Here is a 15,296-nt window from a genome sequence, read left to right on the forward strand (position 1 = left end):
AACACTGGCAGCAGCTAGGCCGGGTGACCTCAGTTCTGTCCAGTCGACGGCATAGGGAGAAGGCCCCCGCTGCCAGCCCACTCTACTCTGTCAGCCACCCATGGCGCGCACCATGGTGATCATCACCCCCGCAGCGACTGCTGATCCAATCACACCGGCGACATTGGGCCCCATAGCGTGCATCAGGAGGAAATTCTGCGGATTGGCCTCCAGCCCCAACCTGTTGGACACCCGCGCCGCCATAGGCACTGCGGACACGCCGGCGGAACCAATCAGTGGATTCACCTTGTTTTTGCTGACCAGATTCAAAAGCTTGGCCATCAACACGCCTGCGGCGGTACCGATCGCAAAAGCCACTATCCCCAAGGCCAGAATGCCCAGCGTCTTCGGGTCCAGAAACTTGTCCGCCGCCAGCTTGGAGCCCACCGATAGGCCGAGAAAAATCGTAGTGATATTGATCAGTGCATTCTGCGCAGTATCCGACAGGCGCGACACCACGCCACACTCCCGCATCAGGTTCCCAAAACAGAACATGCCCAGCAGGGGCGCCGCATCCGGAAGGAAAAGAGCCACCAGAATCAGCAGCAGTAGCGGAAAAGTTATCTTTTCCCGCTTGCTCACATGGCGCAATTGCACCATTTCGATTTTGCGCTCCGCTGGCGTTGTCAGCGCGCGCACTATGGGCGGCTGAATCAGCGGCACCAGCGCCATATAGGAATAGGCCGCAACCGCAATGGCACCGAGCAGGTCCGGCGCCAGCAGGCTGGACACGTAGATTGCCGTAGGGCCATCGGCCCCCCCAATAATACCGATAGCCGCCGCATCCGCGATGGAAAAATCCACTATGCCCGTGGCGGACATAGCCACCGCACCCAGGACCGTGGCAAAAATCCCAAACTGCGCCGCCGCCCCCAAAAACAGCGTGCGGGGATTGGCCAGTAGCGGACCGAAATCTGTCATCGCGCCCACCCCCATAAAAATCACCAACGGCGCTACCCCCGAGGCAATCGCAACGGAGTAAAAATTGTATAGCATGCCGTTATTGAAGCCCGCGTCCCGGGCAATCTGTGCCGCCTGTGCCTGCACCGACGCCGGAGCATCGGCCAGCGCCTGCTTCAAATCCTGGAGCGAAACCAGATGTTCCGGGCCCAGAAGTTGTGTCAGCTGCAACAAAACACCGTTGTCGCCGGACAGCAGTGCCGCTTCCGCCGCAGGCAGCGCCAGATTGGCCCCGGGTATATTGGCGAGAATGCCGCCGAACCCTATGGGTACCAGCAACAGCGGCTCAAAATTCTTGCGGATTGCCAGAAACAGCAGCAGCAGGCCCACCAGGATCATAGCGAGCTGCCCAAACGATATCTGCGCGACGCCGGAAGACAGCCAGAGATTTAGCAAGTTGTCCACAATCTTCCCCGGTCAGGCGATGGACAGCAGGGCATCACCCACCGCCACCGAATCGCCCTCTTTGACTGCCACATTGCTCACACCACCGGAGCGCGGCGCACTGATGGCCGTTTCCATCTTCATCGCCTCCAATACAATGATGACTTCACCTTCGGCCACCTGATCACCTGGCTTTACCAATACCTTGAAAATGTTGCCGGCCAGCGGCGCGGATACCGTGTGGTCGGCGCTCGTCACGGGCCTGTCGTCGCCACCGTTTGCAGCTACACCAGGGGAAACCGGCACCATCCCGGTCACATCACCGCCATCGGCCACCGTTACCGTATAGGCCTGCCCTTCAACGGTTACCGTGTAAACACCCTCACCCTTTTCGTTGGTCACTGCCGGCGCCGTATCCGCGCCCGTTGGCACCGGCTCAAAAGCCTCCGGCCTGCCCCGATTTTTGAGAAACTTGAGGCCAATCTGCGGAAACAGCGCATAGGTCAACACGTCGTCGATTTCGCCTTCGCCATCCGTCAGTGCTATACCCTCTTGTTCCGCCTTGCCAAGCAGCTCCTCCTGCAGCTTGTCGAGCTCAGGTGCCAGCAGATCTGCAGGACGGCAGGTAACTGCTTCTCCCCCGTCGAGGACCCGGGCCTGCAACTCCTGGTTAACCTCAGCCGGTGTGGCCCCATACTCCCCTTTCAAAACTGCCGACGTTTCCCGGGAAATAGACTTGTAGCGCTCACCTGTGAGTATGTTCAGCACCGCCTGGGTGCCGACGATCTGCGACGTGGGTGTAACCAGGGGTATATAACCCAGGTCTTTGCGCACCCGTGGAATCTCCTCCAGCACCTCGTCGAAGCGATCCTCCGCCCCCTGCTCCCGCAGCTGGTTTTCCATATTGGTGAGCATGCCGCCCGGTACCTGGGCCACCAGGATACGGGAGTCCACCCCGCGCAGCGAACCCTCGAACTTAGCGTATTTCTTCCGCACCTCGCGAAAATAATCCGCAATCTCCCCCAACAGCTCGATATTCAGCCCGGTGTCGCGATCAGTGCCCTCCAGAATCGCCACCAGCGTTTCGGTAGGGCTGTGGCCATAGGTCATGGACATGGAAGAAATAGCGGTATCCACATTGTCGATTCCCGCCTCCACACACTTCAGTGCCGTGGCCGTGGAGAGACCGGTGGTAGCGTGGCACTGCATATGAATCGGGATATGCACCGCCGCCTTCAACCGCTTCACCAGTTGATAGCCCTCATAGGGGCGCAGCAACCCCGCCATGTCCTTAATCGCGATGGAATCGGCTCCCATATCCTCCAATTGCCGGCCCAGATCCACCCACAAATCCAGAGTGTGCACCGGGCTTACCGTATAGGAAATGGTGCCCTGGGCGTGCTTGCCCTGCTTTTTCACCGCACTGAGCGCAATCTGCAAATTACGCATATCGTTCATGGCGTCGAAAATACGGAACACATCGACACCGTTTACCGCCGCGCGTTCGACAAACTTATCCACCACATCATCGGCGTAATGGCGATAACCAAGAATATTCTGTCCGCGAAACAGCATCTGCTGCGGGGTGTTCGGCATCGCCTTTTTCAGCTCCCGAATACGCTCCCACGGGTCTTCACCCAAAAAGCGAATACATGCGTCAAAAGTGGCCCCTCCCCAGGATTCCAGCGACCAGAACCCCACTTGGTCCAGTTTTTCCGCAATCGGCAGCATATCGTCCAGGCGCATGCGAGTGGCGAAAAGTGACTGGTGCGCGTCGCGCAAGACCACATCGGTAATTCCCAGCGGCTTGTTAACCTCAGTCATGAATTGTCTCTCTCGGCAAATTCTTCAACTTATGCAGCGCAATACCCCATCTAGCGCTTGTTGCGGTTGCGATGCTGCTCGATAGCAGCCCTGGCAATGGCCTTCAGTCGATCGGAATCACTCTGCGGGTTTGACAGGGGGGGCGCGTCTTCCGGTTCGGGAAAACTGCGCGTAACGATGCGGGACATAAAGCCCGTGGCAATCACTAACACCAGTAGAAAAGAAAAAACGATCCCCATGCCGAACAGTGTGATGTCCAGCCCCTGCTGTAGCAGCGAGTCTTCCACCTTATTCCCCTTGTATCAGGCCATCTGGCCGGTCGCTGAGATGGACATCATTATCACTCGCAATAGGTCACTCGCAACAGCCCGTAGCTGAGCCACTGAGCGCCAACACCGGCTCACTCCGGGGAGGGCTCCCTATCCCCAAGTCGCCCTGGCCGCGGCTATTATCAGTACAGGATTCCTTTAAAATCAAACACTTATTAGTTTCACTCGCAACCATGGAAGCACCCGGTCAACACTGGCGCCCAGTCAGGTGCAATCCCTACACGGCCTACAGCAAGCCAATCGGCAGGCCCGGTTTCAAGCTCCCGAGCAGGCTCTTCAGAGACTGATGCACTGGTTCAGGTAGAAGGCCCCTATTGCTACAATGCGCCGCCCAGATGTTCCCTCAGCGGCCCAAGATGAGCATACAGACTGAAATATTGCCACCGAGGATATACCAGGCCCCCATGGAAGGGGTCATAGACCACCATCTACGTGCTCTGCTATCGGCCATTGGTGGAATCGATGTCTGTGTCACTGAGTTCGTACGGGTGACCCAGACCAAGCTGCCCCGAAGGGTGTTTATCCGCCGCTGCCCCGAACTGGAACACCAGGCCACAACGCCCAGCGGCGTACCGGTACGGCTGCAGCTGTTGGGCGGCAATCCCCAGGCGATGGCCTACAATGCCGCCGTGGCGGTAGAAGCCGGTGCGCGCGCCATCGATCTGAACTTCGGCTGCCCCGCCAAGTCAGTCAACAACAGTGATGGCGGCGCCTGTCTGTTACAGAGCCCTCAGAGAGTCGAGGCCATCGTCGCCGCCGTACGGCGGGCCACCCCGGAACATATTCCTGTTTCCGCCAAGATCCGCCTGGGCTATCGGGACAGATCCAGCTATCTGGACAACGCCCGCGCTGCCGAAGCCGGCGGGGCCGGTGAATTGGCCGTGCACGCCCGCTCCAAAGTCGATGGCTACCGCCCCCCCGCATACTGGGAGTATATCGGTGAGATTCGGCAGCAAGTCAGCCTGCGAGTGATTGCCAATGGCGATATCTGGACAACCGATGAGTTTCGCCGCTGCCGGGAGATCACCGGATGTGACGCCTTTATGTTTGGGCGCAGCCTGTTGGCGCGTCCCGACCTCGGCCTGCAAGTCAAAGCCCTGTGTGCCGGCACCAAATCGCCGCCCATGGACTGGGCGGCAACGGTGGCAATACTGCAGAACTACTACCTCACCACCTGCGAACTCTACCCCGCCCAGCATCTGGGTAACCGGGTCAAACAGTGGCTCGCCTACCTGAAGCTCACCTATCCGGAGGCCCAAGCCTTCTTCGACCTTATCAAGCGCCACCGGGACCCCCATATCCTTGAACACTGCTTTGAAAGCGAACTTGAAAGAGCAACCGCGGAGCGGGTATCAGAAGCCGCCTGAAGGCCCACCGGCCCCCGCAAAAAGCACTTGCAAAACCGCCCACTCCGGGGCAGAATGCGCGCCCTAACCAGTTGAAGCGGCGTTCCAACCAAACTTCTTGAGCTGGCTAACTTACGGATTTTTAAGGATTTTTTTCGAAAAAAGCTTAAAAAGGAGTTGACTCCACAAGGTTGACTCACTATAGTCCGCAACCACGCGCTCGTAGCTCAGCTGGATAGAGTACCTGGCTACGAACCAGGCGGTCGGAGGTTCGAATCCTCCCGAGCGCGCCAGTAAAATCAAGGGCTTACATCAACAGATGTAAGCCTTTTTTAGTTATGGTGCAAAATATCAGCCTAACTCATTGATTCCATTAGGAATTATGTGGGCCTACGAACCAGGCGGTCGGAGGTTCGAATCCTCCCGAGCGCGCCAGTAAAATCAAGGGCTTACATCAACAGATGTAAGCCTTTTTTAGTTATGGTGCAAAATGTGGTGCAAAATAAAAGGCCGATCACCTAAAAACTGTATAATAATACAGTATCAATAAATCCATTGATGCTCACAAAAAATCACTGAAGTTTCACTTCTAAAAATCCATTCGCCATTAAGGAAAATGAAAGGAATTTTTCTTGTCTTAATTCTCCTCCCCTCCTTTGCCTTTGCGCGCCCCGTAGAGGTAGTCTCCATCTATGACGGTGACTCCTTCACCGCCAATGTCCCAGGATGGCCCGATATAGTCGGCAAGCGTATCGGCGTCAGAGTCAAAGGGGTAGACACCCCGGAGTTGCGGGGCAAGTGCCAAGCTGAAAAGGAACTGGCACGAAAGGCCAAGCAATTCGCCGTCACCCTGCTCCGTGGTGCCCAGGAAGTACGCCTTGAGGAGATAGAGCGGGACAAGTATTTCAGGTTATTAGCCGAAGTATGGGTAGATGGTAAGCGGCTAGATCAGCTACTCATAGGCGCCAACCTTGGGTATGAGTATCATGGGGGCAAGAGACGGAACTGGTGTAGCCAATAGCCCAGCTGATTGGTGCCACCAATGGAGGACAAAAAATGAACACATCAACCCCTACCTCCGACACGGATCTAGCGCGACCCGAAATTTACCAGCGATACCGAGAAGGATGGCTGACGCCAACCGCGGAAGAGGTAGCAGCTGAGTTATGCAAAGCAAGCCTCACCCCTAGACAAGCGGCGCAGCTGGTGGGTGTATACAGCTTCACCCCCTACCTCGACGGGCTGACATCAATCGACTATGGCGCGTGGCGTCTGCTATGTATCTACTCAGGCAGTGTGAAGGGTGACACGCATAGGGACTACGTTCCTGACACCTCCACCAGGGAGTGGGTTTACGGCCAGCATTGAGGTCAATGCCAATTTGCCGACCACTACTTCCTCCGCTCCGCTTGCCTCCTGTGGTGCGTCAGGCTGGCTATCACAACACCATCCAGGTCGTACTGCGGAGCGCTCTGCAGAACGATATCGAGGTATTCCGGGTTGCCAGATACTAGGCGGGCCGGGTTGGCACGATACTGTTTGACCAAAAAGCCATCAGCAGAACCCGCGATGACAATATCACCGTCATGCAGGTCACAACTACGGTCAACCACCAACAAACTACCGTGATGGATTCCATGACCAACCATCGACCGGCCTTCGGCCCTCACCAGGTAGGTGGCGTAAGGTCGCCGGACAAGCCAGTCATGTATGGACTCTGGTGTAGGTCCAGGGTCTGCACGACGCCGGTATAGCCTGACAGTAGCCGACACTACTATGCCCATGCCCAACTCTGGTAACGGCTCACAGGGCCAGGACCGCAATTCATCCGCTTCAGTAAACCAAATTTGGTCCCCTACTATAGGACGCAGAGATTGATCAAGAATGAGGTAGGTTCGGCCGTTGGTACCAACCGGCACGAGTTGGCAACTGACCCGCTGGGGCCAGAGCCAGTCATCGATGATTAGTGGTTTTTCAGAGTAAGCCGCTGCTGGCGATGGGAAACCTGCCGAAACGGCGACAGCCAAAAGGGGAACTGGAATAACTGTATACATATACAGCATTCTGAGCAAAAATTGCCAATTGGTCAAGTTGGCGAGATCTGACCACCCGCGCCCGTTTCAGTTGATACGCAAGAACTTGGCACCATCGTTTAAAAACAATAGCGCGCTTTTCATCTTATCTGTACCTAACCAAGCTTGTTCTAGTTGGTGCACTGTGTAGACAATAGACTAGATAACAAAGGGAGCTTTTTACATGAACCGTATCGCGAAGCTAAAGCTTTTGGCGTTCTTGCCGGTCACTCTAGTCCTAGCTGCTTGTGTGGCATCACCTGTGGTTACTTTTGGGCCAGATTTAGCCCTTCCGAAGTCAAATACTCTCTTCTTGAATATGGCCAATGACCCCGACCTCCTTGCATTAGAATTACAGGTTCTATTGGAAGCTGAAGGTTTAGAGGTTGATCTGTCGTCAGGTGAATCAGCAATGAGTCAAACCATTATCGACAGGAACACCTTAACAACTTTTGAAAATGTCTCCGCTTCCCAAGCCCCCTATGAGCTGACCGTAAGCTATAAGCGGGGTGGTTATCCATACCGGATTATATGGCACGCGATACTAAGGGACCGCGAAAACAACACCGTAATCGGAACCTACAAATACGACTACGATGCTGCGCATCAAAACTTCGGCTGGAATATTAAGCAGATCATGGACGACATGGTTTCTAAATTAATCCACGCTTACTGGTCTTACTGGTGACGAAATCAGCCAGTACAATTAGCCCTACAAGATTAGATTGAAACCATCTACTCATCATTGGGTATATGGAGGTTTAATACTATTAACCAAACTCACTATTTATTTGCGTTCATTAATCCATGTAGAATAATTTTAGATTTTGTTAGTTTAGTTCTATGACGAAGCAATTTTTCTTCAATAGCAATATAACGCTTTAGCTTATTCTCAAAAAAACTGGTATCATCCTCGGAAATTATTTCAATAAACTCAGTCAAATATCCCCCGGCAAGATCCAAATGCCACATAACTGACCATATGAAATCAGTCCTCAACCGCGGGGCCAACTGCCTAATTTCTTGTTCATAAATATCCCGAAACATAATGAATGCTTTTGCGACACCAAACGGGTTAGTTTCAGAATAATCATATCGGCTATAAGCATCTGCGGTGAGAATTATTCTACCAACTGCATTCTCTACAACTTTATTGGCAGAGCTTTCTCTGTCAGTTTCGTCTGCATAGCTCAAACGATATGGACTACCCTCATTATATTCGTTTCCTACTGTTTCACCGATAGCGTAGACCGATGAAAAAAGAGTAATTAACAGAATAATTTTAGCCATCATGTTCCACTATAAAAACTTTACGACCTATTACGCGAGCAAATCTGATGAACATTAAAAAATGAATCTCAACTAATCATCAATCACCTTTCTATAAATGATGTTTCGATAAACTGCTTTGCAATAAAACTCTATTTTTTCCCTTATTGACGTAATCAAAGTAGGCGTACACGCCATTCTTAGAAAATTCTTCCTTAAAGGATCTATCGTTTATAAGTTCATTTATTGGTTTTTGTAGAATATCAGAGATAATAAAAAACGCCACATCTCCTACGCGTATACCTTCATAGGGTGGAGCTTTACGAGGATCACTCATTTTTTTGGTGTTCGAGACTTGAGAAATTAGACAGCTTAAAGCTTTGTAACCTGCAGAAACAAAATAGTTATATGTATCATCATCAACCTTCTCCCCTCGAAAGGGTAAAATCTTAACATCTTCGACACTTAAACATTTCACCTCATCAAGCGATAATGCACTAGAAGAAACTGCCAATAAACATATGAATATTATTTTAAACAAGTTTTTCATATTTCACTACCATTGACTATGCCCACTTTCCGTTTTGGAGAAAACTCTATTATTTACCTTTTAGGGTAAAGTTGGCCCAGCTTGGGAAATCTCCATGGAATACAAAATAATCCCGCATGCAGAACAATCCAAGAGAGTCCAGTCTTTTTGAAAGCTCATCAGAGGTTTCACGGCCAAAATGTGGACCAAATGATATCAGATGGTCATTTTCTCCAAGTGGTTCAGTTGTTTCCATAACATCAAAGACCTTTGAGGCTTCAATATCCTTTTCTTTTAGGGCGGCCTTCCTAATAACTATTCCATAGTCTGTTGAAACAGTGACTTTCAAGCTGATAACATTTCATACTTTATGTAAGAGCAATTAAATATTCAATGAAATGCTATTCTTTTACTCCATTAAAATAGTTAGAGAACTTATCTTTTGCTGCATAGCTTTTGATAAGTTCAAATGAATCTGGATCTGCTCCATCCACCACACTACATAAGTAATATACATTCGCACCATCTGTTGAATAAAAATAATCTTTAGTATCACAACCTCTAGAACTTTGAGAAGCTTGTTTTCTAGTAGCCCTAATTTCCTCTATAGATTTCTTTCCATCTTCAGTATAAAATACCAAATTGTTAGGAGATATAGTTTCTAAGTAAACTAAATATCCGCCGCCAGTATCCGAGTGAAAACAATAAAGATTCTTTTTATCTCGATAAAATACAGTGTTAATTCTTTTCCAAGTTTCTGGGTCTACTACGTCAGCCAGACGCTCATCAAGCTTTTTTTTATCAGAATCTTCAAATCCGAAACGTTTTATATATATATCTTCATGTAAAACAGGATCGCCGACCTTTTTACCGATAGCAGCACGAGCAGATTTAAAATAAAGCTCTGCGCCCCGATCATATAAATTATCTCTTACGGGACGATAGGGGCTAACCTCAATATATTCGCTTCCTACTGTTTCACCGATAGCATAGACCGATGAAAAAAGAGCAGCTATCAGAATTAGCTTGGCTACCATTTTTCACTCCAAAAAATTTACGGGATGTTACACAGGCAGAGCTGATGCATATTCAAAACTGCACTCCAACCATCCTTCGCAAATGTTGGGTTAAGCTTCTGAGTCATCGATAAGATGTGTGAGTTAAATGCATCATTAGACGAAAAAGTTCCATTCCAGCCAGTCCCCTGATCATAAAGAACAAATGAGTTACCGTTGTATACCAGCGTTTGTACGTGAACACCATTCGCCACTCCCAGAGAATAAACCCCAGGCCCGCTATTCTCAATAGTTTGAGCAACATTTTGAGTTAGAGTCGTTGCATTCTCCACAGGAGTCCACTTTGAACCATTAAAAGTGAATTGTGACTGTGGCCCAACCAATCCTAACTCAAGCATTTGATTCATCAACCTTTGATGAGTAGTAAACAATGGCGGATTCGTGAATGGCTGACCTGTCCCAATACTATTATTCGAAAACAAGTTCCTATACGCGTCTCGGGCAGCAGTAACGCAAGCAGTAGGTGGATTTACGTGCGAATCCGCGATACTTTGGCTTGCCGTGTTGAAATTCTCTCCGGGATTATTGCATGCACACAAGCCTAGAGGATCAAACATTTTTATGGGATTACCATTTACATACCCATAACTATTTATTCCACCATTCAAGCCAATGGGATCACTTTGGAGGTACCTTCCTGTGGTGGGATCGTAGTCCCTAAAATAGTTGTAATAGTACGGTGCTTCCCCTCCCTTGATCTGTCCTGGAAAACGCAGGTTGACCGTGGTCGGATTGGTATCGTTGTCCGGGTCGGTGTCCGGTGTCAACCGCCCAAAGGCATCACTGTCCCAGCGCCAGACAATGGCTTCGCTGCTGTTGGTGCCGATACGAGGGGTATTGAGGTGGTCGGTGTGCAAATAGGTCAGTGTAGTGCTCTGTATCTGCCCTTCGTCGTAGACAACTTTAATCTGTGCGACGGGAATGTTGTCCAGGTAGATGTAGTCAATCCGGCTCTGGATGTCAGTGCCATTGCTGGTGTACCTGGTTTCGCCCAGGTACTGTCCACCCAAGCCATAGTGCAACAACGTGTCTTCAGCTTTGTCCGTGCGCACGCGTTGGCCAATGGCGTTGTAGTAATAGGTACCCTGAAGTGTGCTGTTTTCGGTATAGGTTTTGAGTCGGTTGGCGTGGTTGTAGCTGTACTGCTGCTGTCCCCCGTCCACACTGGTGGTGTTGCCAGCGGCATCGGTCACCCAGGGTTGACTATCTCTTTGCGTTATACGATTGGAGGTGGGCTCGTGGCTGTAGGTTGTGGTGCTCGGGGTACCGCCAGTGTCAGTGGCGTCCTTTTGGGTGCGGTTGCCCACTGCATCGTACTGGTAGTCGTTCTGGCCGGCGATATAGCCTTCGCCGGTGAGGCGGTTCAGGTTGTCGTAGACAAAGGCCCTGTCTTTGTTGGTGTCGAGGCTGTCGGCGATGCCGGTGATGTTGTTGGCCAGGTCATAGGTGTAGAAGTCGGAGCGGACATTGCCGATACCGCTGGCGGTGACGGTCTCCAGCCGGCCGTCCAGGTCGTAGCTATAGCTCTGGGTGATGCCGTTGCCATAGTCCATGGAAGAGATACCGCCATAGGGCTGGTACTGGATATTGCTGACCAGGGTCTGGGCAGTGGCCTGGGCATTGTCCTGACTGGTGATGGCGCTGATACGGCCCAAGGTGTCGCGGCTGTAGCTGACAATACGGCCGGAGGGATAGGTGATACTGGCGACACGCCCCAGAGCGTCATAGCCGTACTGGGTGCTAAAACTCCAGCTGGCGATGGTGTCATCCTGCCGGGTGATACGGCCTAGGTCGTCATAGATCAGGGCGGTAGCGCCGGCATCGTTGCCGAAGCCGGTCAGGCGGCCCACCCCCTTGTTGTTGTTATCGGTATTGTCGTAGCTATAAGTCGCATTCTCGGCGGTGCTGCCGGGATAGGTGATGGCAGTGAGGCGGTTGAGGGCATCGTAGCTGTAATTGGAAACTATACCCCGCGCATCGGTGCGGGTGATGAGGTTGCCGACGGGATCGTGGTCGTAGCTGGTAATACCGGTATCGGGGCTGGTGAGTTTGGTGAGATTGCCGAGGAAGTCGTACTCATAGCTGGTGGTGTTGCCGCGCTGGTCGGTGACCGAGGTGATACGGTCGGCAGTGTCATAGGTATATTGGATCTGGTTGGTATTGGCATCGGTGACACTCTTGACCCGGCCCAGGGCATCCCGGGTCTCTCCGGTGGTGTTCTGGTTGCCGTCGGTGGCGGAGGTGCGGTCGCCATTCTTGTCGTAGGCGATGGAGGTGTTCTGGCCGTTGTTGCCATCCACATCGATCAGGCGGCTCAGCTCGTCGTAGCTGCGGCTGACGGAGCGCACCAGGGTGGTGCCGTCGGCGGCATAAATCTTTTCCTGCAGTACATTGCCGGCGGCATCCAACGTATATTCCATCCGCTCGCCCAGGGCATTCTCCACTGCGGTGAGACGGCGGGCGTCGTCGTATTCAAAACTGATGTCGGAGCCATCCGGGTAGGCGATATTGGTGACCTGGCCCACGGCATCGTAGGTGTAGCTGGTCACCCGATCACCAGCAGTCGCCTTGGCCGTGGCGGTTTTCAGCCAGCCGCGGGGGGTATAGGCGAAATGAATCTGCAGGCCATTAGCATCCTGTACTCTGAGAGGCCGGCCAGCGGCGTCATACTCAAGCACCGACTCCACATGCCCCAGGGCATTGGTGGTGCTGGTGAGACGGTTGTTGGCGTCATAGCCGTAGGTGGTGATGTCGGAAACATCGGTGCGCGGACCGTTGGCGGTCTCCATCTTGCCCGCTGCGGTGTAGGTATAGGACCAGTTCTTTTGCGTGACGGCCGCGCTGGTGCCATGGCTCACCAGCAGGCTCAGCGCCCCCGCAAGGACGGATTGGGTATAACGCATCATGATCCCCTTAGATTCTTTTTGTAATTAGCGGTCAATAAAAACTTGTTCTCTAGTTCTTTTTTAACTGTAACAATGGATGGCATGACAAGTCGATATGATCAACCTCTAAAAAGCGGCTTCGGTACTCTGCGATGCTTTTGCTGCCATGGCATTGATCCGTTTTTGAATCGCATCCAGCTTTAGTTGCTTAGCCTTACGTGGAATATCTTCGACTAAAATACGTTCGCGCCGCTTGCGTAATTCACTAAGGTGCCGACTTGCTTGGTTGAGTGTACGGCGCTGAGACAATTTGTTGCGGTGCTCTGTCACAAACTCTGCTCTCTCTTGTCCTCTTAGATCCTTGAGGCTTGCTGCCAGCTGGTTCACTTCCTGCATCCGCTTATAAAGGTCGTCGGTATACTGGGTGCTGTAATGTGGCTTGGTGCCACGGTAAAAACTTTTAAGTACCGGAATATCGGTAGCCAGAAATTCGCCTTGATTGGGCTTATCCTGTGCCCAGGCCACCAGCATATCGGTGGCCGATAGCGCATAAGCGCCCATGGTCCCGGTATAGCCCTTCCAGAAGTGCTCCATCTGCTTTGGGGACCAGCCCACCAACTGCGCCAGGGACACCATGGTATCGCTGGTAAAGCTGTTGTGCCGGTTTTGGGGCAGCTTGCGCTGATCTCCCAGGGATTCAATGGGCTTGTCGAAGTGAAAGGAGCGATTGGCATACAACTCCGCCATCGGCAGCACCGCCTGCGGTATCGGGTTGAAGGCCAGCGTATCCACCGCCCCGTGCTTCATGCTCCACAACAATTTTTCACTGGGCTGATTGTCCAGTATCCAGGTGTGCATCATGCGTTCAGGAATGGTGCCGGCGATAATGCCGATTTCAAAAGGTTTCGGCAGGCGGAAGTGATGTTCACCCACAAAGAAGTGCCAGTATGCGTCTTTCTCCCAATCCGGCAGCGCCTGGTAGCGCTCATCGTCACCATTCAAGAGTGCCAGCACTGCCGAGAACATGGCGATCTTGGCCACCGCTTTGACAACCAGTGGGTCGGCCCGCCAGGTCCAGGGTTTATGCCCCTCCCCTTTCAAGTCGGCGGCGCGCACCAGTTTTGACAAACCCTGCAGACGGGCATTCAGGAAGGGCACCACATCCGTCAGCACATTCATCGCTGCCCAATTGCCGCGCAGCGAGTAATCCATCAAGTCCTTGGCCTCGAAGGCGGCCTGTGCCTTGGACTTGCCCGCCTTCAGGGCCGCCTTGTAGGTGGCTAAGCGATTGGCGTTCTCCAGCTTGTCGCCCAGCTCACGATACTTCTGCCAGACATTCTGAATCTTGGCCCAGCCGAACTCCCCGACACCAATCACGCTGTCCATATGGTTGTCGATCTCGGCGCGGGAAAGTCCCTTTTTCGCCAGGGTGCGGCGGATCAATTGAGCCGTGGCCTGCGGGTCCGCGCCATGCACGTAACCGCCCTGGAAGGAAGCGTTGGTAAACATCAGCTCGCGGTAGTGCTCGTCCTCGGCATAGGCGGCGCTGATACCTTTTAAGGTGTCCTTACCGAACGTAAAGCCGTCTTTATTAATGGCCCAGGCGTGCGCCGTATCGCGCACCAGGTTTCGCAACATAAAGCCCGGGCTGCTGGTCACACCGGTAGTCAGCAGGCGTTTGAACCAGCGGGCGGCACGCATCGGCAGCCAGTTGAGACCATCACTGGAGAGGTGCGCCATACCCCGCAGCAGCGCCGGATCATTGACCCGGTAATAGGCACTCTTGCCATTGCGTTGCACCCGGATCACCTCCGGGTCTGTGGGTGCGGTGATGGCCCATAGTTTCTCAAAGCCACTGCTGTCGAGCTGGTTCAACTCGTGCAGCACCTCCAGTTCCCCGGCCTCCGGCAGCCCCAACTGGTCCGCCACCATCTCCAGGTAGGCGCGATCGCCCTTGATCCGCTTCACTATCTCCGACCTGGGCACAATCGCGGTGGTGTATTTTAGGCTTTCATCGCTCAGGTACTCAGTGTCCTTGAGGTTGTCCACTGTCTTCAGCAATGCCATGTTCTTCATGGCGGCGTCCGCCAGCTTCATCCAGTTGGTGAGGATGTTCTGCAACAGGTCATTGGTGGCCGTCTCACCCCCTTTGAGGGCTTTGATACCGGCGCTCTGGTGGCTCAGCCCGCGCTTGGTGCGGGGCGCCAGCAGTCCATTACCGTCCAGATCCTGACGATAGAAAGGGATATACCACTCGGACGCCCACCGCTTGCGGGATTGCAGGTCAATCAGCCCCGCACCCTGGGCCAGATCCAGCATGGCTTTATTGAGGGCGCTATAGGCCCGCTTCGCCTCCAGGAATTTGGCCTCCCGGCCCCGGTTCAACACCAGCAACTCGGCAATATCCCGCTGGGACAGATTCTTCTCGCGGCCCTGCAACTTCAGTTCCCTGGCTCGGTTGCCACCCATCCAGCCCAGCCAGGCGTTCAGGTCCGGCCCCAAGCCCTTAAAAATTGTCAGCAGTCCCTGCGTATCGTCCCGATACTGCACCACACCGTCGCGCCACTCGGGCGCCCCATAGTG

13 protein-coding genes and 1 tRNA gene are annotated in these 15,296 nt (G+C 52.9%); 4 read left to right on the forward strand and 10 right to left on the reverse strand.

The window, feature by feature from the left end; translation table 11 throughout:
- Positions 1-90 precede the first annotated feature (90 nt).
- From ABVT36_RS14315 to ABVT36_RS14325, 3 genes are read right to left on the reverse strand one after another with little or no spacing between them, the layout of a single operon-like run.
- Entirely contained in the window at positions 91-1,404 is a 1,314-nt protein-coding gene (locus ABVT36_RS14315) for a sodium ion-translocating decarboxylase subunit beta (RefSeq protein ID WP_367150008.1), read from the reverse strand.
- A gap of 12 nt (positions 1,405-1,416) precedes the next feature.
- Positions 1,417-3,207: a sodium-extruding oxaloacetate decarboxylase subunit alpha gene (gene oadA / locus ABVT36_RS14320; protein ID WP_368457144.1), complete on the reverse strand. Its 1,791-nt coding sequence runs from the start codon at positions 3,205-3,207 to the stop codon at positions 1,417-1,419.
- Positions 3,208-3,257: 50 nt separating this feature from the next.
- Positions 3,258-3,494, reverse strand: a complete 237-nt coding sequence (locus tag ABVT36_RS14325; RefSeq protein WP_368457145.1) for an OadG family protein — start codon at positions 3,492-3,494, stop codon at positions 3,258-3,260.
- Positions 3,495-3,892: 398 nt separating this feature from the next.
- Here ABVT36_RS14325 and ABVT36_RS14330 point away from each other — a divergent pair, with 398 nt between their 5' ends.
- The 3 genes from ABVT36_RS14330 to ABVT36_RS14340 all read left to right on the forward strand — a co-directional run bounded on the left by ABVT36_RS14330 (position 3,893) and on the right by ABVT36_RS14340 (position 5,903).
- Positions 3,893-4,903: a tRNA dihydrouridine synthase gene (locus tag ABVT36_RS14330; RefSeq protein WP_368457146.1), complete on the forward strand. Its 1,011-nt coding sequence runs from the start codon at positions 3,893-3,895 to the stop codon at positions 4,901-4,903.
- Positions 4,904-5,098: 195 nt separating this feature from the next.
- Positions 5,099-5,175: transfer RNA gene (locus tag ABVT36_RS14335), tRNA-Arg, on the forward strand.
- Positions 5,176-5,498: 323 nt separating this feature from the next.
- The gene (locus ABVT36_RS14340; RefSeq protein WP_368457147.1) at positions 5,499-5,903 is read left to right on the forward strand and encodes a thermonuclease family protein; all 405 of its coding nucleotides are present in this window, start codon (positions 5,499-5,501) and stop codon (positions 5,901-5,903) included.
- A 370-nt stretch (positions 5,904-6,273) separates the two neighbouring features.
- Here ABVT36_RS14340 and ABVT36_RS14345 read toward each other — a convergent pair whose 3' ends face one another.
- Entirely contained in the window at positions 6,274-6,945 is a 672-nt protein-coding gene (locus tag ABVT36_RS14345; protein WP_368457157.1) for a LexA family protein, read from the reverse strand.
- A 193-nt stretch (positions 6,946-7,138) separates the two neighbouring features.
- Between ABVT36_RS14345 and ABVT36_RS14350 the strand changes: the two genes are divergently transcribed.
- A complete protein-coding gene (locus ABVT36_RS14350) occupies positions 7,139-7,642 on the forward strand; it encodes a hypothetical protein (RefSeq protein WP_368457148.1) in 504 nt (167 codons plus the stop codon).
- Positions 7,643-7,737: 95 nt separating this feature from the next.
- On the opposite strand, the gene ABVT36_RS14355 is transcribed toward ABVT36_RS14350, so the two are convergent.
- The 6 genes from ABVT36_RS14355 to ABVT36_RS14380 all read right to left on the reverse strand — a co-directional run.
- Entirely contained in the window at positions 7,738-8,244 is a 507-nt protein-coding gene (locus ABVT36_RS14355; RefSeq protein WP_368457149.1) for a hypothetical protein, read from the reverse strand.
- Positions 8,245-8,335: 91 nt separating this feature from the next.
- Entirely contained in the window at positions 8,336-8,773 is a 438-nt protein-coding gene (locus tag ABVT36_RS14360; RefSeq protein ID WP_368457150.1) for a hypothetical protein, read from the reverse strand.
- A gap of 49 nt (positions 8,774-8,822) precedes the next feature.
- Positions 8,823-9,101, reverse strand: coding sequence for a hypothetical protein (locus ABVT36_RS14365; RefSeq protein WP_368457151.1), 279 nt, complete (start codon positions 9,099-9,101; stop codon positions 8,823-8,825).
- A gap of 52 nt (positions 9,102-9,153) precedes the next feature.
- Positions 9,154-9,789 carry a DKNYY domain-containing protein gene (locus ABVT36_RS14370; protein ID WP_368457152.1) on the reverse strand — a complete coding sequence of 212 codons (636 nt, stop codon included), beginning with the start codon at positions 9,787-9,789 and terminating at the stop codon, positions 9,154-9,156.
- Between the two features lie 17 nt (positions 9,790-9,806).
- Positions 9,807-12,731, reverse strand: coding sequence for an RHS repeat-associated core domain-containing protein (locus ABVT36_RS14375; protein WP_368457153.1), 2,925 nt, complete (start codon positions 12,729-12,731; stop codon positions 9,807-9,809).
- A 108-nt stretch (positions 12,732-12,839) separates the two neighbouring features.
- Positions 12,840-15,296 (reverse strand): LPD38 domain-containing protein (locus tag ABVT36_RS14380; RefSeq protein ID WP_368457154.1); only part of this gene is annotated, 2,457 nt, incomplete at its 5' end.

Source organism: Microbulbifer sp. TYP-18, assembly GCF_040932045.1.
In the GTDB taxonomy this organism is placed as follows: domain Bacteria; phylum Pseudomonadota; class Gammaproteobacteria; order Pseudomonadales; family Cellvibrionaceae; genus Microbulbifer.

Bases quoted from the DNA above. Each gene is read 5' to 3' on its own strand.
- oadA (WP_368457144.1), bottom strand. From the start codon at position 3,207: ATGACTGAGGTTAACAAGCCGCTGGGAATTACCGATGTGGTCTTGCGC.
- ABVT36_RS14370 (WP_368457152.1), bottom strand. From the start codon at position 9,789: ATGGTAGCCAAGCTAATTCTGATAGCTGCTCTTTTTTCATCGGTCTAT.
- ABVT36_RS14350 (WP_368457148.1), top strand. From the start codon at position 7,139: ATGAACCGTATCGCGAAGCTAAAGCTTTTGGCGTTCTTGCCGGTCACT.
- ABVT36_RS14330 (WP_368457146.1), top strand. From the start codon at position 3,893: ATGAGCATACAGACTGAAATATTGCCACCGAGGATATACCAGGCCCCC.
- ABVT36_RS14375 (WP_368457153.1), bottom strand. From the start codon at position 12,731: ATGCGTTATACCCAATCCGTCCTTGCGGGGGCGCTGAGCCTGCTGGTG.
- ABVT36_RS14345 (WP_368457157.1), bottom strand. From the start codon at position 6,945: ATGCTGTATATGTATACAGTTATTCCAGTTCCCCTTTTGGCTGTCGCC.
- ABVT36_RS14355 (WP_368457149.1), bottom strand. From the start codon at position 8,244: ATGGCTAAAATTATTCTGTTAATTACTCTTTTTTCATCGGTCTACGCT.
- ABVT36_RS14340 (WP_368457147.1), top strand. From the start codon at position 5,499: ATGAAAGGAATTTTTCTTGTCTTAATTCTCCTCCCCTCCTTTGCCTTT.
- ABVT36_RS14360 (WP_368457150.1), bottom strand. From the start codon at position 8,773: ATGAAAAACTTGTTTAAAATAATATTCATATGTTTATTGGCAGTTTCT.